The organism is Paracoccus sp. SSJ, from assembly GCF_030234105.1.
GTDB classification, from domain to species: Bacteria; Pseudomonadota; Alphaproteobacteria; order Rhodobacterales; family Rhodobacteraceae; genus Paracoccus; species Paracoccus denitrificans.
In genome coordinates this window covers 69396-93863 of record NZ_JASSPE010000001.1, presented here as the reverse complement: position 1 = coordinate 93863, position 24468 = coordinate 69396, and the positions used below count along the sequence as shown (strand labels likewise).

Annotated in this window: 24 protein-coding genes and 1 riboswitch; of the genes, 13 read left to right on the top strand and 11 right to left on the bottom strand. The window is 65.3% G+C overall.

The annotated features are described in order from the left end of the window. The first annotated feature begins 5 nt into the window (after positions 1-5). From QPR87_RS00440 to QPR87_RS00430, 3 genes are read left to right on the top strand one after another with little or no spacing between them, the layout of a single operon-like run. On the top strand, positions 6-626 hold the full coding sequence (locus QPR87_RS00440) for a class I SAM-dependent methyltransferase (RefSeq protein WP_011750910.1): 621 nt from the start codon (positions 6-8) through the stop codon (positions 624-626). Between the two features lie 10 nt (positions 627-636). Further along, positions 637-1080 (top strand): DUF4186 domain-containing protein, encoded by a 444-nt coding sequence (locus QPR87_RS00435; RefSeq protein ID WP_285047618.1) that lies wholly within the window; start codon positions 637-639, stop codon positions 1078-1080. Then, complete coding sequence (locus tag QPR87_RS00430; protein WP_231000948.1) at positions 1077-1550, top strand: YbaK/EbsC family protein; 474 nt, start codon at positions 1077-1079, stop codon at positions 1548-1550. Before QPR87_RS00435 ends, QPR87_RS00430 begins: the two co-directional genes overlap by 4 nt. Before the next feature lie 174 nt (positions 1551-1724). Here the strand turns inward: QPR87_RS00430 and QPR87_RS00425 are convergent, their stop codons facing one another. The 5 genes from QPR87_RS00425 to QPR87_RS00405 all read right to left on the bottom strand — a co-directional run bounded on the left by QPR87_RS00425 (position 1725) and on the right by QPR87_RS00405 (position 8695). After that, positions 1725-2837 (bottom strand): ABC transporter permease, encoded by a 1113-nt coding sequence (locus QPR87_RS00425; protein ID WP_285047617.1) that lies wholly within the window; start codon positions 2835-2837, stop codon positions 1725-1727. After that, positions 2834-5572 (bottom strand): ribosome-associated ATPase/putative transporter RbbA, encoded by a 2739-nt coding sequence (gene rbbA / locus QPR87_RS00420; protein WP_285047616.1) that lies wholly within the window; start codon positions 5570-5572, stop codon positions 2834-2836. Before rbbA ends, QPR87_RS00425 begins: the two co-directional genes overlap by 4 nt. After that, a complete protein-coding gene (locus QPR87_RS00415) occupies positions 5569-6639 on the bottom strand; it encodes an HlyD family secretion protein (protein ID WP_285047614.1) in 1071 nt (356 codons plus the stop codon). Before QPR87_RS00415 ends, rbbA begins: the two co-directional genes overlap by 4 nt. Before the next feature lie 674 nt (positions 6640-7313). Next, positions 7314-7958 (bottom strand): 3-oxoacid CoA-transferase subunit B, encoded by a 645-nt coding sequence (locus QPR87_RS00410; RefSeq protein ID WP_285047612.1) that lies wholly within the window; start codon positions 7956-7958, stop codon positions 7314-7316. Beyond that, a complete protein-coding gene (locus QPR87_RS00405) occupies positions 7958-8695 on the bottom strand; it encodes a CoA transferase subunit A (RefSeq protein ID WP_104493097.1) in 738 nt (245 codons plus the stop codon). Before QPR87_RS00405 ends, QPR87_RS00410 begins: the two co-directional genes overlap by 1 nt. A 119-nt stretch (positions 8696-8814) precedes the next feature. On the opposite strand from QPR87_RS00405, the gene QPR87_RS00400 reads away from it, so the two are divergent. Further along, positions 8815-9393: a LuxR C-terminal-related transcriptional regulator gene (locus QPR87_RS00400; RefSeq protein ID WP_011750902.1), complete on the top strand. Its 579-nt coding sequence runs from the start codon at positions 8815-8817 to the stop codon at positions 9391-9393. Positions 9394-10225: 832 nt separating this feature from the next. On the opposite strand, the gene QPR87_RS00395 is transcribed toward QPR87_RS00400, so the two are convergent. The 3 genes from QPR87_RS00395 to QPR87_RS00385 all read right to left on the bottom strand — a co-directional run bounded on the left by QPR87_RS00395 (position 10226) and on the right by QPR87_RS00385 (position 12039). Then, entirely contained in the window at positions 10226-10840 is a 615-nt protein-coding gene (locus QPR87_RS00395) for a TetR/AcrR family transcriptional regulator (RefSeq protein ID WP_285047610.1), read from the bottom strand. A 2-nt stretch (positions 10841-10842) separates the two neighbouring features. After that, a complete protein-coding gene (locus QPR87_RS00390) occupies positions 10843-11304 on the bottom strand; it encodes a MaoC family dehydratase (protein WP_285047609.1) in 462 nt (153 codons plus the stop codon). A gap of 297 nt (positions 11305-11601) precedes the next feature. Further along, on the bottom strand, positions 11602-12039 hold the full coding sequence (locus QPR87_RS00385) for a 6,7-dimethyl-8-ribityllumazine synthase (RefSeq protein ID WP_285047607.1): 438 nt from the start codon (positions 12037-12039) through the stop codon (positions 11602-11604). 70 nt (positions 12040-12109) lie between these two features. Then, a riboswitch (FMN riboswitch) is annotated at positions 12110-12238 on the bottom strand. A gap of 208 nt (positions 12239-12446) precedes the next feature. Between QPR87_RS00385 and QPR87_RS00380 the strand changes: the two genes are divergently transcribed. The 3 genes from QPR87_RS00380 (at position 12447) to QPR87_RS00370 (ending at position 15017) form a co-directional block, all read left to right on the top strand. Beyond that, a complete protein-coding gene (locus QPR87_RS00380) occupies positions 12447-13088 on the top strand; it encodes a TonB-dependent receptor (protein WP_285047605.1) in 642 nt (213 codons plus the stop codon). A 150-nt stretch (positions 13089-13238) separates the two neighbouring features. Then, positions 13239-13922, top strand: a complete 684-nt coding sequence (locus QPR87_RS00375; protein WP_011750897.1) for a Fe2+-dependent dioxygenase — start codon at positions 13239-13241, stop codon at positions 13920-13922. A 3-nt stretch (positions 13923-13925) separates the two neighbouring features. Continuing rightward, entirely contained in the window at positions 13926-15017 is a 1092-nt protein-coding gene (locus QPR87_RS00370; protein ID WP_285047601.1) for an alpha-hydroxy acid oxidase, read from the top strand. A 111-nt stretch (positions 15018-15128) separates the two neighbouring features. On the opposite strand, the gene QPR87_RS00365 is transcribed toward QPR87_RS00370, so the two are convergent. After that, complete coding sequence (locus QPR87_RS00365; RefSeq protein ID WP_285047599.1) at positions 15129-16106, bottom strand: MurR/RpiR family transcriptional regulator; 978 nt, start codon at positions 16104-16106, stop codon at positions 15129-15131. A 168-nt stretch (positions 16107-16274) separates the two neighbouring features. Here QPR87_RS00365 and QPR87_RS00360 point away from each other — a divergent pair, with 168 nt between their 5' ends. Then, the gene (locus QPR87_RS00360) at positions 16275-16997 is read left to right on the top strand and encodes an OB-fold-containig protein (RefSeq protein WP_285047598.1); all 723 of its coding nucleotides are present in this window, start codon (positions 16275-16277) and stop codon (positions 16995-16997) included. 35 nt (positions 16998-17032) lie between these two features. Next, positions 17033-18727: a flotillin family protein gene (locus QPR87_RS00355; RefSeq protein WP_285047597.1), complete on the top strand. Its 1695-nt coding sequence runs from the start codon at positions 17033-17035 to the stop codon at positions 18725-18727. Between the two features lie 28 nt (positions 18728-18755). On the opposite strand, the gene QPR87_RS00350 is transcribed toward QPR87_RS00355, so the two are convergent. Together QPR87_RS00350 and QPR87_RS00345 are read right to left on the bottom strand one after the other, a co-directional pair. Next, positions 18756-19742, bottom strand: a complete 987-nt coding sequence (locus QPR87_RS00350) for a GntR family transcriptional regulator (protein WP_285047596.1) — start codon at positions 19740-19742, stop codon at positions 18756-18758. Between the two features lie 20 nt (positions 19743-19762). Then, entirely contained in the window at positions 19763-21304 is a 1542-nt protein-coding gene (locus QPR87_RS00345; protein ID WP_285047594.1) for a UxaA family hydrolase, read from the bottom strand. A gap of 192 nt (positions 21305-21496) precedes the next feature. On the opposite strand from QPR87_RS00345, the gene QPR87_RS00340 reads away from it, so the two are divergent. The 4 genes from QPR87_RS00340 to QPR87_RS00325 all read left to right on the top strand — a co-directional run bounded on the left by QPR87_RS00340 (position 21497) and on the right by QPR87_RS00325 (position 24462). Further along, positions 21497-22177 carry an amino acid ABC transporter permease gene (locus tag QPR87_RS00340; RefSeq protein WP_231000963.1) on the top strand — a complete coding sequence of 227 codons (681 nt, stop codon included), beginning with the start codon at positions 21497-21499 and terminating at the stop codon, positions 22175-22177. Positions 22178-22188: 11 nt separating this feature from the next. Continuing rightward, on the top strand, positions 22189-22833 hold the full coding sequence (locus tag QPR87_RS00335) for an amino acid ABC transporter permease (RefSeq protein WP_231000964.1): 645 nt from the start codon (positions 22189-22191) through the stop codon (positions 22831-22833). A 72-nt stretch (positions 22834-22905) separates the two neighbouring features. Beyond that, a complete protein-coding gene (locus QPR87_RS00330; protein ID WP_217633908.1) occupies positions 22906-23625 on the top strand; it encodes an amino acid ABC transporter ATP-binding protein in 720 nt (239 codons plus the stop codon). Positions 23626-23652: 27 nt separating this feature from the next. Next, entirely contained in the window at positions 23653-24462 is an 810-nt protein-coding gene (locus QPR87_RS00325) for a transporter substrate-binding domain-containing protein (protein ID WP_285047592.1), read from the top strand. Positions 24463-24468 lie beyond the last annotated feature (6 nt).

The following is a 24468-nucleotide window of genomic DNA, read 5'->3' as shown; positions in this document are numbered from 1 at the left end:
CGGCCATGGATATCGAAGCCATCCAATCCTCCTATTCCCGCTGGGCGCCGATCTACGACCGGACCTTCGGGGCAGCGACCAGCATCGGCCGGCGACGGGCGGTGGACCATATCAACCGCCGCGGCGGCACCGTGCTGGAGGTCGGCGTCGGCACCGGGCTGTCGCTGGAGCATTACGGCCCGCAGATGCAGGTCACCGGCATCGATTTCAGCCAGGACATGCTGGACAAGGCCATCGCCAAGGTGCAGCGCCTGGGCCTGAAGCAGGTGCATGAGCTGCGGCAGATGGATGCGCGGGCACTGGATTTCCCGGACGACCATTTCGACACGGTGACGGCGATGCATGTGCTGTCGGTGGTGCCCGAACCCGAGCGGGTGATGGCCGAGATCGCCCGGGTCTGCAAGCCTGGCGGCAAGGTCGTCATCACCAACCATTTCGCGCGCGAGAGCGGCGCGATGGCGGCGGTGGAGCGGGTTTTCGCGCCCCTGGCCAACACCATCGGCTGGCATTCCGATTTCCGCATCGACCGGGTGCTGGGGCAGGAATCGCTGGTGCTAGAGGAACGCCGGACCCTGCCGCCGCTGGGGATGATGACCTTCCTGGTGCTGGGCAAGGTCGCGGGCTGAGGCGGGGCACGTGTCCTTCGCTTTTCCGGCACCGGGCATCGCGGGGGTTCCTGTCGCCTGCCGGGGCGGTTATCTGCGGGGCATGACCGTTCAGGACGAGATTTTCGACCGGCTGGCCCGCTCTGCCTTTCGCAGCCGCTTTCGCCTTGGCCCGAAAGAACGCGCCTATGCCGATGCCAAGGGGCGCGAAACGATTGCCGCCCATGCACGCGATTTCATCGCCGCGCGGCTGGCGCCGGCCGAGTTGCCGAACGACGGCCGGCAAACCCCGATGCGCGGCCATCCGGTCTTTCTCGCCCAGCACGCCACTGCCTGTTGCTGCCGCTCTTGTCTGCAAAAATGGCATCGCATCCCGAAGGGCCGGATGCTGAGCGCCGAGGAACAGGCCTGGATCGCCGACCTGCTGATGCGCTGGATCGACCGCGAGATGGGCTTGCCTGGGGGCGTGGAATGAGCGGCGCGACGCCGGCCACGCAATTCCTGCGCCGGGCGCAAGTGGCCTTTCGGCCCGTGGAATACCGCTATGATCCGGGGTCCGAGCGGGTCGCGTTGCAGGCGGCCGAGGCGATCGGCCTGCCGCCCGGACAACTGCTCAAGACGCTGATGGTGGAGGTGGACGGGCGTCCCGCCTGTGCGGTCCTTCCCGGCGACCGCAGCCTGTCGATGAAGCGCGTCGCGGCCGCCTTCGGCGGCAAGTCGGCGGCGATGATGCCTGCCGACAAGGCGCAGCGGCTGACCGGCTATCATACCGGCGGCATCAGCCCTTTCGGCCAGCGCCGCACAGTGCCGGTGATCTTCGAGGCAGAGGCCATGGAGTTCGGCGAGGTCGCGATCAACGGCGGCCGGCGCGGGCTGTTGCTGCTGCTGTCGCCGCGCGATGCGCTGGCCGCGCTTGGCGCACGGGCCGAGGCGTTGTCGGCCTAGGCGGTTGCTAGGGACTGTGCGGTTTGGCCTTGCGCCGTGGCGGGTCCGGGCAGAAATCGGTTCCAGCGAATCGGAGTTTATGTTAATTGATTAATCAGTCAAGTTGTGGTGGTTTGACGTGTTATTGACTGCCGGGCCTCCGGGTCCGGCCTCTCTTTGGCGGCCGCCCGCAACTCAGGCCAGGAAGCGGCGGAATTGCCGTAGTGCCAGCCAGAACAGCACGCAGCCGATGACGGCCAGCGCCAGAAGCTGCGGCCAGACCACGCCCAGCCCGGCGCCCCGGAACAGGATGCCTTGCGACAGGATGACGAAATGGGTGTTGGGCGCCAGCGACATCAGCGCCTGGATGATGTCGGGCATGCTTTCGCGCGGGGTCATGCCGCCGGAGAGCACCTGCAAGGGAAACAGCACCAGCATCAACAGCAGCCCGAATTGCGGCATCGACCCGGCCATGGTGGCCAGGAAGATGCCCATCGAGGTGGTCGCGAACAGCATCAGCGCCGCCGCCGCGATGAACAGCGGCACCGATCCCGCTACCGGCACCTGCAAGGCCATCTGCACGACCACCGTGATCGCAAAGCTTGACGCCAGCAGCACCACGAGTCCCATGGACCAGATCTTGGACAGCATGATCTCGGCCGCGGTCACCGGCATGACCAGCAGATGCTCGACCGTGCCATGCTCCTTTTCGCGGATCAGCGCCGCGCCGGTCAGGATGATCGACAGCATGGTGACGGCATCGATGACGCTGTTGATCGCGCCGAACCAGCCCGCGTCCAGCGAGGGATTGTAGCGCGCCCGCAGCGCCAGTTCGAGGGGCAGGGCGGTTTCCTCGCGATGACCGGCCAGGAACTCCGAGACCTCGGCCGTCACGATCTGCTGGACATAGCCGCTGCCGGTGAAAGCCTGGCTCATCCGGGTGGCATCGACGTTCAGCTGGATCGCGGGATGGCGGCCGGCCAATAGGTCGCGCTGGAAATCGGGCGGAATGTCCAGCGCGAACGTATCCAGCCCCTCGTCCATGCGCCGGTCCATCTGGGTGGTGGTGATCAGCCGCGGCGTGCCGAAATAGGGCGGGGTAAAGGCCGAAACGATGCGCTCGGATAGCGCCGAGCGGTCCTCGTCCACGACGGCGATGGCAGCGTTGGACAGGCTTTCCGGCATCGCCTTCGACTCGGTATAGATCGACAACGAGAAGGCATAGACGATCAAGAGTAGCATCGCCGGGTCGCGCCACAGCCCGCGCAGCTCCTTGATGCCCAGGTTCCAGACGTTGCGCAGCCTCATTTCGCCTGTTTCCTCAGCAGCAGGGCGCTGAGCCCCAGGATGATCGGAACGGCCGCCGCCAGTGCCGCGAAGGCCATACCCAGGTCGGCAAAGCCCAACCCCTTGGAAAATGCCCCGCGCGAGGCGATGATGAAATGCGTCGTCGGATAGACCTCGCCGATGGCACGGCCCAGGCCTTGCAGCGAGGAAACCGGGTCGAGCAGCCCGGAATATTGTGCGCCGGGGATCATCGTCAGCAGCACGGTGGCGAACAGCGCCGCCGCCTGACTGCGCATGAAGGACGAGATCAGCAGCCCCATGGCCGTGGTGGCGCCGACATAAAGCAGCGCGGCCAGCGCAAAGGCCGTCAGGCTGCCTGTGAAGGGCACGCGGAACGCAAAGACCGCAAAAGCCGTCATCAGCGCGAAATTCAGCATGGCCAGCGCCACATAGGGCAATTGCTTGCCGATCAGGAATTCCAGCCGCGTGACCGGAGTGACGTAGAAATTGATGATCGAGCCCAGTTCCTTTTCGCGCACGACGCTGAGCGTGGTCAGCACCGCCGGAATCAGCAGCAAAAGCAACGGGATCACCGCCGGCACCATGGCGACGATGCTTTTCACGTCGGGGTTGTAGCGAAAGCGCGTCACCAACTCGAAGGCGCCCTGCACCGCCGCCTCGCCATGGGCCTCGCGCGTCTTGCGCATGATCCAGTCGGCATGCATGCCCTGCACATAGCCGCGCACGGTCTCGGCCCGCGTCGGGTTGGCGCCGTCGATCCAGGCACCGACCTGCACCGCGCCGCCGCGCGCCAGGTCGCGGGCAAAGCCGGGCGGGATCTCGATGGCCAGCGCAAGCCGCCCGGTGCGCATGCGCGCGTCCATGTCGTCGTAATCCGCCAAGGGCGCGGTTTCGGTGAAATAGCGCGAACCGGCGATGTCCAGAACATAGTCGCGCGAGGTCGTGGTCTGGTCGCGGTCGAGCACGGCGAAGCTCAGGTCCTCGACATCCATGTTGATGCCGTAGCCGATGACGAACATCAGGATCAGGCTGCCGATCAGCGCCAGCGTCAGCCGGATCGGATCGCGCATGAGTTGCAGCGATTCCAGCCGGGAATAGCTGAGCATGCGCGCCGGGCTGAACCAGCCGCCGGGCCGCGCGGCCGTCTCGGTCGCATCGGCGAGGCGCGTGGGCGGGGGCTCATCGCCGATCGCCTCTTGCAGATAGGCGACGAAGGCGTCGTCCAGCGTAGCCGCGCCCTTGGCCCGCTTGATCGCCTCAGCCGTGTCGCTGACCAGCACGCGGCCGGCATGCATCAGCGAGATGCGGTCGCAAAGCTCGGCCTCGTTCATGAAATGGGTCGAGACGAAGATCGTCACCCCGTCCTGGCGCGACAGCTCGCCCAGCATGCGCCAGAAGCCATCGCGCGCCACCGGATCGACGCCCGAGGTCGGCTCGTCCAGGATCAGGATCTCGGGGCCGTGGATCATCGCGACGGCCAAGGACAGGCGCTGGCGGATACCCAGCGGCAGCGCATCGGGCAGGTCGTCCGCCACGGCGGCCAGGCCGAAGCGCTCGATCATCTGCCGGACGCGATCCGGGATCGCCCCGGCCTCCATGCCGAAAAGGCGCGCGTGCAACTCGAGGTTCTGCCGCACCGTCAGTTCGGAATAAAGCGAGAAGGACTGGCTCATGAACCCGACCCGGCGGCGCACCGCCATGTCCGAAGGATCGAGTTCGACGCCGAACAGCCGTGCCGTGCCCTCGCTGGGTTGCAAGAGCCCGGTCAGCATCTTCATCGTCGTGGTCTTGCCGCAGCCGTTCGAGCCGAGAAAGCCGAAGATCTCGCCCTTGCCGATGCGGAAGCTGACATCGTCGACGGCGGTGAAATCGCCGAAGCGCATGGTCAGGTGCCGCGCCTCGATGGCGGGCTCGCCGTCCTCGGCCCGGCGCGGCGGGATCGAGACCGGCTCGTGCCCGCGCCTTTCGCTGTCGGGCAAGAGCGCGATGAAGGCGCGGTCCAGATCCTCGGCCCCGGTGCGCTCCAGCAACTCGGCCGGGCTGCCGGTGGCCAGCACCCGGCCGCCATCCATCGCCACCAGCCAGTCGAAGCCGGCGGCCTCTTCCATATAGGCGGTCGCCACGATCACGCTCATGCCCGGGCGGTCGCGGCGGATGCGCGCGATCAGCTCCCAGAACTGGCGGCGGGACAGCGGATCGACGCCGGTGGTCGGCTCGTCCAGGATCAGCAGGTCGGGGTCGTGGATCAGCGCGCAGCACAGGCCCAGCTTCTGCTTCATCCCGCCCGAAAGCTTGGCCGCCGGCCGGTCGCGAAACGGCGACATGCCGGTCGCGGCCAGAAGCGCGTCGATGCGGCGCGCACGCTCGGCCGCGCCGTGGCCGAAAAGCCGGCCGAAGAAATCCAGATTCTCGGCCACCGAAAGCGTGGGATAGAGGTTCCGGCCCAGCCCCTGCGGCATATAGGCGATGCGCGGGCAGATCCGGGCGCGATGATGCGCGTCGGCCATGTCGCCGCCAAGCACGCGGATCTGGCCCTGCTGGATCACCCGCGCGCCGGCGATCAGCGAGAGCAGGCTGGACTTGCCGACGCCGTCGGGACCGATCAACCCGACCATGCAGCCGGCGGGGACCGCCAGCGACACCCCGTCCAGCGCCACAACCCTGCGATAGCGCAGCGAGACCCCGGCGATCTCGGCCACGGGCGGGCCATCGGGCTGGTCGGGCAGGGCGGTCATTCTACCAGATTGGACAGCGTGTCGGGCCAGCCGGCCTCGGCGTCGATGCGGACATAAGCCGTGCCGGGCAGGCCGGTCTTGACGTAGTTGCTGTATTTGCGCAGCAGCTCGGGGTCGACCTGGGCGCGGACGCGGAACATCAGTTTTTCGCGTTCCTCGGCGGTCTCGACGGTCTTGGGCGTGAACTGCGCCACATCCGCGACATAGGAAATCCGCGCCGGGATCACATATTGCGGGGCGGCATCCATCACCAGCCGCGCCTCGGCCCCGACCTCGACCCGGCCGGCCTGCGAGGTGGGCAGGAAGAAGGTCATGTAGACATCCTCCAGATCGACCAGGTTCAGGATGCGCCCGCCGGCCGCGACGATCTCGCCCTCTTGCGCGATGAGATATTGCACCCGGCCGTCGCGCGGCGATTGCAGCGTGGCGTCGTCGATCTGCACCTCGATGGCCTCGATCGCCGCCTGCGCCGCGTCCACCGCCGCCTCGGCATCGACCACCTGGGCGCGGGCGGTGCCGATCCCGGCCTCGGCGGCGGCCAGGTTGGCCTCGGCCGAGGCCAGCGCCGCCTGCGTCTCGCGTCCAGAGGCCCGCACATCGTCCAGCACCTGCTGCGAAGCGACGTTGCTGCGCGCCAGTCTTTCCGTCCGCGCCAACCGGGCCGCGGCCGCATCCGCCGCTGCCTGCGCCTGCTCCACGGCGGCCCCGGCGGCCTTGTGCTGCGCCTCGGCCTGGGTCACGAGGCTCTGTGCGGTCTCGACCCCGATGCGGGCGCGGCGCAGCTGCGCTTCGGCCTGCCGCTTTTGCGCGTCGAGCTGCAAGGTGTCCATCTGCACCAGCACCGCGCCCTTGCGCACGACCTGGCCCTCGGCCGCCTGGATGCGGGCGATGCGCCCGGCGGAAAGGGCCGAGATGTCGATCTCGGTCGCCTCGATCCGGCCATTGCCCGAGGCGATGCCGGCAAGCTGGCCGTCCTGCGACAGGTTCTGCCAGGCCAACCAGCCGACGACGGCCAGAACGGCGAGAGCCGCGGCCCCGCCCCACCAGGATCTTGCCTTGCCCGCCATGCATGACCTCCGCGATCGGCAGATACCCGGCCCTGGCCGGGAGCGCGAATCACCGCGCGAGGCCACCATAGCCCCCATGGGCTGCGTTTTCCTTGATGAAAGTGCAGGTTGTCGTTGGGGCGCGGACATTGGCGCCTGATGCGGCAAATGCGCCAAAGGGACAGTTTGCCGGGCAGGGCGAGCTTTCCTGCGCGCCCCTTCCGGCCGGTCCGAGGCATTGTGTCACACCATGCGCAATCTGATCGAAGCTGCTCGCTGAACGAGACCTATCCTGCTTGCCGCCAGCGGCGGCAGCGTCCCGCCGGCACGCTGAACCGCGCCGTGCATATGCTGTGTGCTCGGCCGGAAGCAGCGCGCGGCTCTTTTGGATCATGACAAGCCGGAAGCACTCGACATGCTGTCTTGAAATGGAAGTTCATAGGGCTCCAACATAGGCAATCCCTGTCCCGCATGACAGAGAGCACCAGGGTCCTGGACGACGACCCCTCATCCTCGCGGTCTTTCCGATTGCGGAGAAACTACCGAGTGGGCTTGAAGCGCACATCAGCAGGACGGCACGCCAACCTCTGTCATTCTCGAAAAAGCCTGCTGGGGATATGCCGGCCGTCGTATCTCCGTTGCGAGACATGCCAGGAGGGAACGAGAGGGCGGACGGCCCCCTCGTTTCCCGTCTTTCAGCCGACGATGGTCGCCTCGGTCGAGGCGCGCAGTTCATCCTCGCTCACGCCATGGGCCAGTTCGACGATGCGCAACCCGCCCGGGGCGACATCCAGCACGCCCAGGTTGGTGATGATCCGGTTGACCACGCCCTTGCCGGTCAGCGGCAGGGTGCAGGACTTCAGCACCTTCGATTCGCCATGCTTCGAGGTGTGGTCCATCACCACCACCACCCGCTTCACGCCGGCGACCAGATCCATGGCGCCGCCCATGCCCTTGACCAGCTTGCCCGGGATCATCCAGTTCGCCAGGTCGCCGTTCTCGGCCACCTCCATCGCGCCCAGGATCGCCATGGCGATCTTGCCGCCGCGGATCATCGCGAAGCTCTCGGAGCTGTCGAAATAGGCCGTCTGCGGCAGCTCGGTCACCGTCTGCTTGCCGGCATTGATCAGGTCCGGGTCCTCCTCGCCCTCATAGGGGAAGGGGCCGATGCCCAGCATGCCGTTTTCCGACTGCAGCGTCACATGCACCCCCTCGGGGATGTAGTTCGCCACCAGCGTCGGAATACCGATGCCCAGGTTCACATACCAGCCGTCCTGCAGTTCCTGCGCGGCCCGCGCCGCCATCTGGTTGCGGTCCCAGCCCTTGATTTCGGCGGCCATCAGACGGTCTCCTTCTTGCCGGTCGTGTCGGAGACGCGCGAACGCGTCGTGCGCTGCTCGATGCGCTTCTCGTGCTGGCCCTGGACCAGGCGATGGACATAGATGCCCGGCAGGTGGATCGCGTCGGGATCAAGGCTGCCCGTCGGCACGATCTCCTCGACCTCGCAGACGCAGATCCGGCCGCATTTCGCCGCCGGCACGTTGAAGTTGCGAGCGGTCTTGCGAAAGATCACGTTGCCCGACTCGTCCGCCTTCCAGCCCTTGACGATGGAAAGGTCGGCGACGATGCCGCGCTCCAGGATATAGGTTTCGCCGTCGAAGTCGTGATGCTCCTTGCCCTCGGCGATCACCGTGCCGACGCCGGTTTTCGTGTAGAAGCCCGGAATGCCGGCACCGCCCGCCCGCATGCGCTCGGCCAGCGTGCCCTGCGGGTTGAACTCCAGTTCCAGCTCGCCCGAAAGATACTGGCGCATGAACTCGGCGTTCTCGCCGACATAAGAGGAGATCATCTTGCGGATCTGCCGCGAATCGAGCAGCTTGCCCAGCCCGAAACCGTCGACGCCGCAATTGTTGCTGGCGATGGTCAGCTCCTTCGTCCCGGCGCGCAGGATCGCCTCGATCAGCAGTTCGGGGATGCCGCAAAGCCCGAAACCACCGGCCGCGATCAGCATCCCGTCCTGCAATACACCGTCAAGCGCAGCTTCCGCGCTGGGATAGATCTTGTTCGATCCTGTCATTCGCATGCCTCGATATGATTGCTCCCCCGGCGGCCAACCTCTCGGTCCGCCGCAATCAACCCTGTCGCATGTGGCGGAAATACTCTATCCGTAGGAATACGTAGTCGGATAGGTATCCCATGCAGCGACCCGCTTGGCAGCCCCAGAGCCGGGATTACGACAGCCTCGGTTTCCAGAACGCCCCCGATGCGACGCTGGTCCTGGTCGACCGGGTGATCGTCCGGGCCAGCCTGATGGTCGAGGCGGTCTTCGGCTGGACCCCGCAGGAGCTTGAGGGTCAGTCCATGCGTTGCCTTTACCCGGGCCAGACCGATTTCGACCTGGTCGGCGAACGTGCGCGCAAGGCGCTGCGGGAGCGGCCGTTCTATCGGGACGAACGCTTCATGCGGCGCAAGGACGGCCGCATCCTGTGGATGGAGGGCAGGGGGCGGACCATGGATCAAGACGACCCGCACCGCCTGGCGATCTGGACCTATCGGCCGCTGGAGGCCGCGGTCGGTGCCGGCAGCCTGCTGACGGCGACGGAGAAGCGCATCGCCGGTTATCTGGTCAACGGCTTTACCAGCAAGGAGATCGCCAAGTCGCTGGGCTGTTCGCCGCGCACGGTCGAGGTCCACCGCGCCAACATGATCCGCAAGACGGGGGTACGGAACAGCTTCGAACTGGTCCGGCGGTTGCTCGACATCGGTGCAGGCTGAAGGGGTGGCCGCGGACGGCTGTGCATGGAACGACAAGAAGCGCATCGTCGTCGCGAAGGTAAATGCCGGATGGCCATCGCCGAGGATTGCACGTGCCGGATTTATCGGGTTGCTTCAGATGGTCAGGCGTCGGTTGATCACAATGCCATTGGTGACGGATGTTAGTTTACATAAGTCCGATTATCGGAGAAATTCAGCCATAGGGTGATCTGGTTTTCGCCCCATTGCTGGATGTGCTCTGGCACCCCCCTCTATGCAAACCGCTCCACAGAATCTTCGAAGACCATTTCGCCAGCATTGCTGAAACCTAACCCACAACCACGGTCAGGCTTCGCTCTACCACTTCTGCCACTCATCCGTTTGCCAATCAGGCCGCCCTCGGGCGGCCTTTTTCTTTGGCTAAGGCGCAAGTTTCGATGGTCACGAATTGCGTGGAAAATGGCCAAACTCCAAAAACGCGCGATTCATGGATGAAGTGAAATCAACGAGTTACATGTGATGGATCGGCGCGAGTTGGCCATTATTTCAGTGGTTCGACACTGGTGCCGCGACCACCGAATTAATGACCATTCCGGGACGATTTTTGACCATTCAATGCGCGATTAATGTCCATCGCGCGGACAGGGATTCGGCATGATCATTTGATTCCAATGAGCTGATAGGAATCCGGCAGATGACGCTGACGCCGGGTGCTGCGTTCTGGCGCCAGGATCCGGCCGGTTGACGGCCATATCCCGTCGATCCGGCCGCACGAGGACCTTGGCTTCGAGCAGGCTGGTCACCTGAAACAGGCCGGCCCCAAGTTCGGCCAATGGCTCGACCTTGCCTTCCCTCAACTCGTGCCCGACGCGGACTGACCCTCAGGGCAAAGCCCCCCTGCCCCTTCGGCGACCGCGTCCTGCAACGACCTCGCCCAACCGGCATTGCCGGACGCTTGCGCCAGAAGCTTGGCGCCGATCATGGCGGCGAAGATGATCCGGGCATTCCTCAACCTCTCGGGAGCATCCGTCCCCTCGCCCGCCCGGTCCAGGAACCCCGCCAGCAGCTTTTCCACCCCCTCGCCATAGGCGTCCTGCGCTGGGACAGCGGTTTCTCCACCTGAAAGATGGGGAGCATAGGCAAGCATGGGGCAAGTCAGGTGGGCGGGACGTTCCCTGAAATAGTGACGGACAATCGCGGAGATCCCGCTGTCCTGCCGGCTTTCGGCATGCGCTGGAAAGCCCTGCCAGGATTCGTCCGCCTGGGCGAAGGACAAGGCGCAGGCTTCCCTGGCCAGGGCCTCCTTCGAGGCGAAATGCTTGTAGAACCCGCCGACCGTCATTCCCGCGGCAGCCATGATGTCGGCCACCGACACCGCCTCGACCCCGCGGGCGCGGAACAGGCGGCTGGCGCATTCCACGACCTTTGCCCGGTTCCGCTGCGCCTGCTCGGCCGAAGACCGTCCCATTCCTAGGTTTCCTTCCTGAACACCAGCAGCCTGGCGGTGAAATCCTGCAGCACCTCGTCAGCCTGGTTCAAGGTCAGGCTGTGTGCCATCACCATGGCACGGTCGGGCCGGGATCGGGACGGCTTGATCTCGGCAATCCTGCTCTTGACCCGCAGGACGTCGCCCGGACGCGTCGGCCGGGGCCAGGAGATTTCGCCGCCGGCGCCGATGATGCCCTGCGCCAGGGGAATGCTCTGCACCAGCAGCCTCATGGTGATCGCCATGGTATGCCAGCCGCTCGCCGCAAGGCCCTGGAAGAAGGTCTCCCGCGCCGCCTCGGGATCCAGATGGAAAGGCTGGGGATCGAACTGCGTCGCGAAGGCGACGATCTGTTCGGCGTCGAGGCGATGCTCGCCGCTCAGGAACGCCTGCCCCACCTGCAGGTCGTCCAGGTAAAGCGGCTCGGTGCGACTGTCGGTCTTCATGCGATCTCTCCTCTCGTGCGCCTGCCATTCGGGCCATGCATGATAGATTATATTTATTATCTATTTTGGCATCAAGCCCGACCTTCTGGGCGCGCCCACAAGGGAATGGAAAAGCTCATGACCATGACCTACGATCCGAAGATCACCGCACTGCCCTGCATCGATTTCTATAACGACTTCCTGTCCGAGGGCGGCAAGCGCGGGCCCTGGATGAAGAAGGGATGCCACGACCCGCCCGCATCACGTTTCCCCCAAATGAGGCGTCAGTGTCAGTTCACTGACGCCTCCTCAACGGGTTCAGATCGTGAGAGCGGTGATCTGGCGGACGGCCTGGGCGGCTTCCGCGCCCTTCTTCTCGAAATGGGCGTGGAAGAACGCGCGATGCTCGTCATTCGGCTGGAAATGGTGCGGGGTGAGGCTGACCGAGAACGTGGGCACCCCCGTCTCCATCTGCGCCTGCATCAGGCCCGATACCACCGCCTGCGCCACGAAATCGTGCCGATAGATGCCGCCGTCCACCACCAGGGCGGCTGCCACGATGGCGTCGAACCGGCCGGTCTGGCCCAGCTTCTTCGCCAGCAGAGGCATCTCGAAGGCGCCCGGCACGTCATGGGAAACGATCTCGGCATCCTGCCCGGATTCCGTCATGTCCCGCTCGAAACCGACAAGCGCCTGATCGACGATATCGGCATGCCAGCGGGCCTTGATGAACGCGATTTTCAGTTTTTCAGTCATGAGGAACCTCCTGTGTCCAGAACGGTCCCAAGGCGATAGCGGCCGCGACCGACACGCAGCGCGTCGGCCCGTCCATTCTCTTTCATCCGGACTATACCGTCGGCTCCGGAGTTTCACCGGATCTGCTGACCCTGCGGATTGCAGGCGCTCGCGGGCTGTAACCGCCGGTGGGGAATTGCACCCCGCCCCGAGAACACGCGCAATATCGCGATCCAGGCTGCCGGGCACAAGAGCCCGTTTGACCTGCACGCTTCCGAATGCCGGACCAGGCCGCCAGATGCGTCGCCGGATCGCGACAAGGTCGCGACATCGGCACCGGCCAACGCTGCCTCGGGCACATGATCGGCAGGTCGGCCATGCCCCCGGGTTCTGTGAAAGACATTGCTGCCGATCGGCGGGTGCCGTCTGTGGAACATCGGTCACCATGCCTGAACCTCCATCACAGCAAGACCGATGCGACGCCGGACCTGGGCGTGCCGATGAGCAACGGCGACTATCGTCCGGGCCTCAGCGGCGGGCAGCGTTTCGGCAGCGGCACCAAATCCGATCCCTGGCTGCCGATCGAGGTAGCCGACAAGGACGCCTTCTACGGTTCGGCGCTGCGCGACTATCGCGACGCCGAGAACCAGAGCGCGATGCTGCGCTTCGAGCATGAATTCAGCAACAATTTCAAGCTGCAATCGACGCTGGCCTGGATCGGCTCCGAACAGGAATACGTCATGTCCCGGCCAAGCGTGGTGCCGCAGTTCATCACCGGCCGCGACGGCAGCGTCAGCCCCAACCCGAACTGGGACCCTACCCGCAGCCTCGCCAACCGCGGCCTGCGCTCGGGCAAGAAGGACAATTCGGCCGTGGCCTTCCACACCGCCCTGCCTTCGCAATGGCGAGTGGACCTGATGGCCGCCTACAAGATCAATGAAACGGCCGAGTTGCAGGTCAACGTCAATAACGCCTTTGACGAGCGGCTTTACGACGCCTCGCATGTCGGCATCTTTGCCAACCGTGCGCCCGGCCGCAGCGTGACCGCCAAGCTGAACTATCGCTTCTGATCCCCGGATCGGAAGCATCGGGGGCGGGCGCAATCGCCCGCCCCTTTCCCCTGCCGTTAATACGACGCGGCAAAGTATCCGACAAAAACCCTTAACCTTCCTTGGCGTCGGCCCTATCCTGCGCCCGACTGCCACCGCTGGAGGACCGCCATGCTGATCACCATTCCCGACCTGCTGACGCCCGAGGAGGTCGCCTATATGCGGCAGATCCTCGAAGGCACCGCATGGGTCGATGGCCGCAGCACCGCGGGCGACCAGGCGGGCAAGGTCAAGCGGAACCTCCAGGTGCCGGTGGACAGCCCCGAGGCGCGCGAACTGGGCAATATCGTGTTGCGGGCACTGGGCCGCAGCCCGGTCTATTCCTCGGCCGCGCTGCCCGCGCATATCCTGCCGCCGATGTTCAACCGCTATGACGAGGGCATGACCTTCGGCGCCCATGTCGACGGCTCGATCCGCGTCGTACCGGGCACCGGCCAGCGCATCCGCACCGATGTCTCGACCACCGTCTTCCTGACCCCGCCCGAGGATTACGACGGCGGCGAACTGGTCATGCACGACACCTATGGCCAGCACAGCGTCAAGCTGCCGGCGGGTCATGCCGTAGTCTATCCCGCGACCTCGCTGCATTCAGTGACGCCGGTGACGCGCGGCTCGCGTTGGGCCTCGTTCTTCTGGGCGCAGTCGATGGTGCGCGACGACTGGCGCCGGCACATGCTTTATGACCTGGACATGTCGATCATGCGCATCCGCTCGATGCTGCCCGACGACGATCCGGCGGTGACGGGCATCACCGCGCATTACCACAACATGATCCGCCACTGGGCCGAGACCTGACGGGTGGCCGGCCAGGCTGAGATCCCCGCCGATGTCGTGGCGCTGTGCGACTACGAGCGGCACGCGGCCGAGCGGATGCCCGCGCCGCTGCGGGCCTATGTCGACGGGGCGGGTGCGGACGGGCTGACCGCCGCCGCCAACCTGGCCGCTTGGCAGGCGATCCGGCTGCAATCGCGCCTGCTTTGCGACATGCGGGGGGCGCATACCGACCTGCGGCTTTTCGGGCTGGACCTGCCGCATCCGCTGATCCTTGCGCCGGTGGCCTTTCACGGCCTTGCCCATGCCGAGGCCGAACATGCGACCGCGCTTGGCGCCGCGGCGACGGGCAGCCTGATGGTGGTCTCGACCCAGTCCGGCCTGCCGCTGGAGGAGATTGCGGCGCGCGCGCAGGGGCCCCTGTGGTTCCAGCTTTACATGCAGCCCCGGCGCGAAGACACATTGCGCCTCGTTCACCGGGCCGAGGCGGCGGGCTATCGTGCGCTGGTCGTGACCTTGGATGCGCCGGTGAACGGATTGCGCAACATGGAGCAGCGCGCCGGCTTCCGCCTGCCCGAGGGGCTGCGGGCGGTCAACCTGGACGGCATGACCCCGCCCGAGATCCGCAGCGAGCCGGGGCGGGCGGCGACCTTCCTTGGCCTGATGGATGCTGCCCCGCGCTGGGAGGACATCGGCTGGCTGAAGTCGCAGACCCGGCTGCCGGTGCTGTTGAAGGGCATCATGTCGGCGCATGATGCCGAACGCGCCGTGGCGGTGGGTGCGGACGGGGTGATCGTCTCGAACCACGGCGGCCGGGCGCTGGACGGCTTGCCCGCGACGGCCGAGGCGCTGCCGGTCGTCGCCCGCGCCATCGCGGGCCGCGTGCCGGTGTTGTGCGACGGCGGCATCCGGCGCGGCACCGATGCGCTGAAGGCGCTGGCCTTGGGGGCATCGGCGGTGCTGATCGGCCGCCCGCAGATCCACGCCCTGGCGGTCGGCGGCGCGGCGGGGGTCGCGCATATGCTGACCATCCTGCGCGCCGAGTTGGAGGTCGCCATGGCCCTGACCGGCCGGCGCGATCTGGCCGGCATCGACGAGAGCGTGATCTGGGGCACCTGACAGGAGCTGATGAAAGACTGCTGGGCGGCCGCAGGCAGGGTGGCACGCCCATGCCGGCTTACGGAATGCGGTAGAGTTTTCCACCAAGGCAGGATCGCGAACCCTGGAATGTCATTCATCTTCGCTATCTGCGGACATGATCTTTCGACCCGATCTCAGCACCTGCCTCAGCCGCTCCAGATCCGCCAACGCGGCAAGGGCCTTTTCGGAATCGCCGGCGGCAAGCCCAAGCAGCAGCATTTCAAGGCAAAAGACGGTCACGCCATGCAGGGCGAACCTGTCATTCCTGCCCCTTGGAACGGCCAGGACGACCTGCGCCCGGCTGGAAAGTTCACTTTGCGCCGAATCGCTGATCAGGATCACCGGCAGCCGCAACCGCCGCGCTTCGGCAAGGGTCGCATTGGCTTCCTTGTAAAGAGAACCGTAAGCCAGCATGACGACCGCATCGCCGGGCGCGAGTTCCAGCAACTGGTCCGCCAGCCCGGCTCCTGTCCGGTCGATGACCTGCTGCTGCCTGCCCTTTCGCCGAAGTCTCGCGGCGAAATACGCGGCGATATGCGCGGTGGGGCCGATCCCGGAAACGAAGATCCGCCGGGCATCGTTCAACGCAGACAGCGCCTTCATCAGGTTTTCCCGAAACCCGGCCGAGCGGAGCACCTCAAGCCCCGCCGCATAGACGTCGAGCAAGTTTTCGACCGCGGCATCGATCTGCTCTTCCGCGTCGTCGAGGGTCCGCCTGAGATTGTCCGCCGGGGTGGTCCGCTGGCCAAGACCGGCGGCAAGCTCCCGGCGCAGCTCTTGCAAGCCCGCGAACCCCAGCGCCTGCACGGTGCGGATGACGGTCGCGTCGGAAGTGCCCGCCGCCCGCGCGATCTCGATGGCCGAGGAGGTCAGGACCGCCAACCGATTGGCGTCGATATAGCCTGCCACCCGCTGAAACGCCGGAGACAGCCGGTCGCGGCGACGCTCATACCGCTCGCTGAACAGATCGCGTGCCTTGCCGGCCACGTCCGGCCTGTCGGTGCCGTCGGCATGGATGCTGGGCGAGGATGCAAGGACGAAGCGCTTGATCCCTGCCCCCTCGGCCACGTCCAGCAACCGCCGCGTCGCCAGGATATCCAGGTCATACTCCTTTCACGACTTGAAGCGCCACCAAAGCGAAACGGCAGCGATGGCGGGCGGGATTTCCGATTCTCCGGCCCTTGAACCCCCGGACGCGTTGCCGCATTCATAACCATACCTCGCTGGGGAAAGTCATTGCCCGATCATCTTCTGTCCACGGCCTACGTGCCTTTTTCCCTGGCCTTCGGCCTGCTGGTCGCGCTGTTGCTGCTTGAGATCGTCGCACTGCTGGTCGGCGGGTCGCTTCTTGCGGGCGAGGCCGACGGGCCCGATATCGATACCGACCTGTCCGCCACCTTCGATCTTGAAGCCGATGCCGCCCCGGACATGGGCGAGTTGGTCGCGGCCTCGGACCGGATGATCGCGGCCGAGCCGCAGACGGCTGCGCCGCAAGGCTTGGCGACATGGCTGGGTCTGGGCCACACGCCCCTGACGATCTGGCTTGCCGCCTTGCTTTTGGCCTTCGGCCTCAGCGGCTTCCTCATGCAGACCCTGGCGGAATCGCTGATCGCTCATCCACTGCCCGCCTGGATTGCCGTCCCCGTCGCCTCGCTGATCGGGATCGCCTTCGCCGCCCGCTTCGCCCAGGCCTTCGCCCGCCTGCTGCCGCAGATCGAGACCTCGGCGACCTCGGCGCAATTCATGGGCGGCCTGCGTGGCGTGGTTTCGCAGGGCAATGCCCGTCACGGCTCGCCGGCCGAGGTGCGGTTGCGAGACCTACACGGCAACATCCATCACCTGCGCTGCGAACCGCTGCTTCCTGACGAAGTGATTGCCGAGGGCACCCGGGTGCTGACCGTGCGTCAGCGCGTCCCGGGCAGCAAGAGCTGGACGCTGCGCATCATCGCAATCGAGTAACCTTTCCCATCCTTTCATTCGCCAGGACATTTGACATGAGCATGACCGAATATCTCGTGATCCTTGGGGTCGTCGTCGCCTTCATCCTGCTGATCGGCCTGATCCTCGGCCGTCTCTACAAACGCGCCACGCGCGAAATCAGCCTGATCAAGACCGGCGCGGGCGGCAAGCGCGTGATCATGGACGGCGGCGCCATCGTCATTCCGCTGCTGCACGAGATCCGGCCGGTGAACATGAAGACCCTCCGGCTGGAGGTAAAGCGCGCCAGCGACGCCGCGCTGATCACCAAGGACCGGATGCGGGTCGACGTGGGTGTCGAATTCTACGTCTCGGTCCAGGCGACCGAGGACGGCATCTCGCGCGCCGCGCAAACGCTGGGCGAGCGCACCTTCGACGTCGAACAACTGCGCGAGATGATCGAGGGCAAGCTGATCGACGGCCTTCGCGCCGTCGCTGCCCGGATGACAATGGACGAGTTGCACGAGAACCGCACGCATTTCGTGCAAGAGGTGCAGAACGCCGTTTCCAACGACCTGCTGAAGAACGGGCTTGAACTGGAAAGCGTCTCGCTGACCGCGCTGGACCAGACCCCCTTCAACGCGCTGGACGAGAACAACGCCTTCAACGCGGTGGGCATGCGCAAGCTGGCCGAGGTCATCGCCGTTTCGAAAAAGGAACGCGCGCAGATCGACGCCGAAGCCGACGTGGCCGTCCGCCGCGCCGCGATGGAGGCCGAGCGGCTGAAAATGCAGATCACCCGCGACGAGGAAGAGGCCCGGATCGCCCGCACGCAAGAGGTCGAGCAACTGAAGGCGGCACAGGAAACCGAAATCGCACGCGCCCGCGAAGCCGCGGAGTCCGAGAAAGAGCGCGCCCGGATCCAGCGCGAGCAAGAGATCAACGCCGCCGAAATCGCCCGTGCCCGCGCCATCGAAGAGGCGCAGATCAGCAAGGAGCGCGACATCGAGGTGGCCAACCAGGACCGCCAGATCATCATCGCCGAGAAATCCGAGGCGGAAAGCCGGGCTCGCGCTTCGGCCGACGCGGCCCGTGCCGAGGCGATGAAGGCCCGCGAGGCGATCGAGACGGCCAGCGCCGTCGCCCGCGCCGAGCGCGACAAGGAAATCGCCGTGATCGAGGCGCGACGCGAAGCCGAGCGCGAAGCGACCCGCCTGCGCATCGCCGCCGAGGCCGAGCGCAACGCCGCCGCCGACCGCGCCGCCGCATTGCGCGAGGAGGCGCAGGCCGAGGCGGACGCGCTGACCATCCGCGCCGAGGCCAAGAAACTGGATCTGCTGGCCGAGGCCGAAGGCCGCCAGGCGCTGGTCAATTCCGAGAACGCCCTTTCGCCCGAAATCGTGGCGATGCGCGTGGCGCTGGCGCGATTGGAAGCGATGCCTCGGATCGTGCAGGAAATGGTCAAGCCGGCTGAAAAGATCGACTCGATCCGCATCAACCAGATCAGCGGCCTGGGCGGTGCGAATGGCGGTGCGGGCGATGGCGGCAAGGCCCCGGTCAACCAGGCCTTCGACGCCATGCTGGGCGCAGCGCTGCAACTGCCTGCGATGAAGAAGCTGGGCGAAGAGCTTGGCATGAACTTCGAGAACGGACTGGCAGGCGTTCTGGAGGACCCGACCGAGACGAGTACAGGCACGAGCACAAGCAAAAGCATCAACAGTGAAAAACGGCCTGCAAGCGTCGATCCTGCCGGACCTCCCTCACAGGGATGAATTGCCTAGAAACCTCGGCGTCTCTTTCTCACGGCTCCAGTATGTAGGGCAGTTCAGCCACTCTCTGGCTGCCGCGGAAGGCCGCAAGACGATGGACGGCCTTTTCGGCCGAAAGCTCCAGGTGCCGGACCAGCGTCTCGCGCACCGCAATGGGGTCTTGCGCACGCAACGCGGCCACGATCTCAAGATGCTCGTCCATGAAGGGATCGACGCGCGCATCCGAGCCAAGCGCCAATTGGATGTGCTTGCCGGCCACGAGAATGCAGTGACTGCGCTTCAGCGCCTCGATGATCTCTGGATTGCAGCCATGGCCGATGCAGTCGATATGCAGATCGGATTCCAGAAGATCCAGATCGGCGCCGGTGACGGCGGGGAATTGCTCCTGCACGCGATGCAGCCGGGCCTCGATCTCGTCCAGGCGCTCGTCCGGGATACGACCGATGGCGCTGGTCATGGCCACGGGCTCCAGCAGGATACGCAGTTCATAAAGGTTATCGAATCGCGCCTCGTCCAGCGGCACGATCCACCAGCGCGACCCGTCGTCCTTGTAGACGATCCCCACCTCGCGCGCGTGGATCAGCAGGTCATGCGCCACGGTGCGGCTGACATCCAGGTGCCGCGCCAGCGCCAGTTCGTTCACCCGCGCACGGCCAAAGACCGAACGCAGGATGATCTCGCGTTCAAAATCATAGTAATGCGGTTGCCAGGCGAAGCTCTTGGCATTGAGACCTTCGTCGTCGTCAAGCAACAGCATGTCGGGAAGGATCTTCACACGGCGAGGTATGCCCTTGTTTCCGACCAGCAGTCCCCGCCCGTCGAAACGGCTGAGCAGCCCGTCCTCCTCCAGGGCCGACAGCGCGCGTTTCACGGGCGAGCGGCTGGAGCCGAAGAGGGCCGCCAGCGGCCCCTCCAGCAACACGGTTCCGTCCGGCAGGGCACCCGCCTCGATGCTCTTGCGGATTCGGGCCTCGATGGTGGCATAGGCCGGCCCCGCGGTGGCCGCGGAACCAGCCAAAGCTTCCGGGGGCTGACTGGTCAGGTTACGGCTCCGATCTGCCATGGCACGAATTCATTGTCCCCAAACCCGTAATCCTCGCTCAGTGTATGCTCACCAGAGGCGACCGCGAGGATCTTCTCGAAAATACGCTTGCCCGCCGCTTCGATCGTATCGGTGCCCTGAACGATGTCGCCGCAGTTTATATCCATGTCGTCGCTCATGTGTTCATACATTTGCGAGTTGGTTGCAACCTTGATGCAGGGCGCCGGCTTGAAGCCCGAGACCGAGCCGCGCCCGGTCGTGAAGACGATCACGTTGCAGCCCCCCGCAACCTGCCCGGTGACCGCCACCGGATCGTAACCGGGCGTATCCATGAAGACGAAGCCGGTCTTGTCGATGATCTCGGCATATTCATACACCGCCTCCAGCGGCATCGAGCCACCCTTGGCCACCGCGCCGAGCGACTTTTCCAGAATCGTGGTCAGGCCGCCCAACTTGTTTCCATGCGAAGGGTTGTTGTTCAGTTCGGCCCCGTTGCGCTGCGTGTATTCGCGCCACCATGCGATGCGGTCCATCAGCTTCTGCGCCACCTCGGGGGTGGCGGCGCGGCGGGTCAGCAGGTGTTCGGCGCCATAGATCTCGGGCGTTTCGCTGAGGACGGCGGTGCCGCCGTGCTGCACGATCAGGTCGGCGGCATGGCCAAGCGCCGGGTTGGCGGAAATGCCGGAATAGCCGTCCGAGCCCCCACATTGCAGCGCGACCTTCAGCCCGGCCAAGGGCTGGGCGCTCCGCTGCACGGCATTCGCCTGGGGCAGCATCTCGCGGATGATATCGCAGGCAATCTCGACCGTCTTGCGTGTGCCGCCCAGATTCTGGATCGTCATCGTTCGCAGATGCGGCCCTTCCTCAAGGCCGAATTTCGCCACGATAGGGTCGATCTGATTCGTCTCGCAACCCAAGCCGATGAACAGGATACCGGCGAAATTCGGGTTGCGCGCATAGCCCGCCAGGACGCGCTGAAGGTAAAGATAGCCCTCGCTCTGCATGTTGATGGCGCAGCCTGTGCCGTGGGTCAGGGCGACGACGCCGTCCACATTGGCATAGCCGTCCAGCCCGCCGCCCCGGTTGAAATGGTCGGCTATGGCGCGCGCCACCGTCGCTGAGCAGTTCACCGAGGTGACGATGCCGATGAAGTTGCGGGTGCCGACCTGTCCATCGGGGCGAACATAGCCCTGGAAGCTGCGGCGCTGGTCTTCGGGCAGCAACGGTGTGGTGCGTGCGTCCTGGGCGAAATGATGCGTCACATGGCTTTCCTGCATGGCCAGATTGTGCAGGTGGACATGGTCGCCCGGCGCGATGGCCACTGTCGCGACACCGATGACCTGCCCGTATTTCAGCACCGGCTCGCCCGGAGCAACCGCGCGCAGGGCGATCTTGTGACCGCTGGGAACATCCGCCCGCGCAGTCACCATCCCGCCATCCGTTGTCATGTCCGTGCCCTTGGCTATCGCCTTGCGCGCAACGCCGACATTGTCCGTCGGGTTGAGCAGGATCACCGGAGAGATTGCTTCCGCTTTCATGGTGGATTCCAAAAATGATTATTGCGTGCATAAATCAATCATGTTATGCCCCCTCAAGTCAACTGGCTGCTGACCAAAAATTGGCCATGGGGAGGAGACCCGGACCGATGCGCAACTCATCCATTTGCAACGCCGTGGAATCGCTTGATTTCCATGCTGCGGGCGGCCGCGCCGCGCCAAGGGCGGGCCGCCATGTATGAATTCGATTTCTCGTTTCTGAACGACTACATGCCGGACCTGATCCATGGGATCTGGCTGACCATCGGCATGACGGTCGCCTCGATCCTGCCGGGCTTCGTGCTGGGCACGGCGGTCGCTGTGGCCCGGCTGCGCGGCCGCCCCTGGGTCAAGCGCATCGCCACGGTCTATGTCGAGGCGATCCGAAACACGCCCCTGATCATTCAGGTGTTCTGGCTGTTCTTTGGCCTGGCCGCGCTTCAGGTCCATATCGGCCCCTTCGCCGCCGCCGTCATCGCGCTGGTCATCAATGTCGGCGCCTATACCGCCGAGATCATGCGCGCCGGCTTTCAAAGCATCCCGCGCGGCCAGCTTGAAGCGGCCGATTGCCTTGCGCTGAGCCCGTTCCAGTCGCTGATCCAGATCGAGGTGCCGCAAGCGGTCGAGCGGGTCTATCCGGCGCTGGTCAGCCAGTTCGTGCTGATGATGCTGGCGACCTCGATCATGTCGCAGATCTCGGCCGAGGAACTGACGGGTGTCGCCTACATGATCCAGTCGTTCACGTTCCGCGGCTTCGAGGTCTATCTGGTCATCGCCGTGCTCTACCTCGGCCTCGCCTCGGCCCTGCGCTTCGTCCTCATGGGTCTTGCCGAAGTGTCCTTTCCGCGCCGTCGCCGGCTGCGCACCCCGCTGTAAAGGTCGAAACCATGCTGGGACTTACCATCCAACAGATCGCCTATATCTTTCAGGGTGCGGGCTGGACCATCATCCTGTCGCTTCTGGGTTTCGTCGGCGGCACCGTGCTGGGCCTGCCGATCGCGCTGGCCCGATCCTCGAACAGCAAGGCCCTGCGGGTCGCCTCGTCGCTTCTGGTGCAGTTCATCCAGGGCGTGCCGCTGCCGGTGATCATGTTCGTCGTCTATTTCGGCATCAGCATCGGCGGCTTCGAGGTTCCGGCGCTGGTCGCGGCCGGCCTGGCCATGACGCTTTATTCCGGCGCCTATCTGGGCGAGATCTGGAAAGGCTGCATCCAGGCCGTGCCGAAGACCCAGTGGGAGGCCGCCGAGTGCCTGGCCCTGACCCCTGCGCAGCGCTTCGTCTATGTCATCCTGCCGCAGGCACTGCGCATCGCCATCCCGCCGACCGTGGGGTTCATGGTGCAGATCGTCAAGAACACCTCTTACGCAGTGGTCATCAACTTCTTCGACCTGACCTATTCGGCCAAGGTCATCAACAACTCGACCTTCATGCCCTTTACGGTCTTCACCCTCGCTGCCGTGATCTACTTTGCCATCTGCTTCCCGATGTCGGTGCTGGCGCAGCGCTATGAACGCAAACTGCACCGGAGCTAGACGATGAACGAAGCCGCCATCCCGCGCATTCAAAGCAAGGATTCCCCCGCCATGTCAGGCTCCAGCCAACCGATGGTCCGCTTCCACAACCTGCGCAAAAGCTATGGCGCGGTCGAGGTGCTGAAAGGGATCGACCTCGAAGTCTCGTCGGGGCAGGTGGTCGCGCTGATCGGCCGCTCCGGCTCGGGCAAAAGCACCGCGCTGCGCTGCGTGAACGGGCTTGAACGCTTTCAGGCGGGCGAGTTGCACGTCTGCGGTTACGACCTGTCCGCCAAGGATCTCAACCTGCGCAACCTGCGCCAGGACGTGGGCATCGTGTTCCAGAGCTACAACCTGTTCCCGCATCTGACGGTCGAACAGAACGTGACGCTGGCCCCGCGCAAGGTGAAGGGCGTGGGCCACACCGAGGCGCGCGAGCTTGCGAAAGAGGTGCTGGCGCAGGTCGGCCTGTCCGACAAGGTGGACGCCTATCCCGAACAGCTTTCTGGCGGCCAGCAACAGCGCGTCGCCATCGCCCGCTCGCTGGCGATGAAGCCCAAGCTGATGCTGTTCGACGAGGTGACATCGGCGCTGGACCCGGAACTGACCGGCGAAGTGCTGCGCACCATCGAGCGGCTGGCTGCCGATGGCATGACGATGATGCTGGTGACGCATGAAATGGCCTTTGCGCGCTCGGTCGCCGATCAGGTGGTCTTCATGCATCAGGGCCGCGTCTGGGAAGCCGGGCCGGGCGACATGCTGCTGGATCCGCAAACGGTCGAGCTGCGTCAGTTCGTCGGCAGCGGGCTCTAGGAAAACCAATCCAACGGAGGAGAAACGATGATGAATTTCAGAAAGGCCGCCACGGCCGCCGGCCTTGTGCTGGGTATTGTCACGGGGCTGGTCGGCCCCGCCGCCGCGGATGTGCCCGCCGCGATCAAGGAACGCGGCAAGGTGCTGATCGCCATCGACGTCAGCCATCCGCCCTACGGGATGCTGGATTCGCAGGCCAGGGAGACCGGCTCGGACGTCGAGACCGCGAAGCTTCTGGCCGAGGACATGGGCGTCGCGCTGGAAATCGTCCCGGTTTCAGGTGCGAACCGCGTGCCTTCGCTGCTCAGCCGCAAGGTGGACATGGTGATCGCATCCTTTTCGATCACCGAAGAGCGCAAGAAGGTCATCGACTATTCCCGCCCCTATGGCGTGATTCCGGTCGTGATCTCGGCACCGGCGGACATGGGCATCGCCGCCCCTGCCGATCTGGCCGGTCAGGCCCTTGCCGTTGCACGCGGCACGACCGCCGACATCGAGTTGAGCCGCATCGTCAAGGAAAGCGGCGTGAACGCGAGGATCGTCCGCTACGAGGACGAGGCGACCACCAACACCGCCGTCGCCACCGGCCAGCAGAAGATCCTTGCCGCCGCCCTGTCCACCGCCAACGAGGTGGCCGAGCAGAACCCCGGCCTGAACCTGGAGGTCAAGCTGGACATGGCCGCCTATCCGATGGCCATCGGCCTGCGCAAGGGGGACGACGAGCTCAAGGCGTGGGTTGACGAATGGGTCGGCCAGAACCTGGAAAACGGCAAGCTGAACGCGATCTACGAGAAGTATTTCCACCAGCCCCTGCCCGACATCATCCCCGAAAGCTGAGATCGC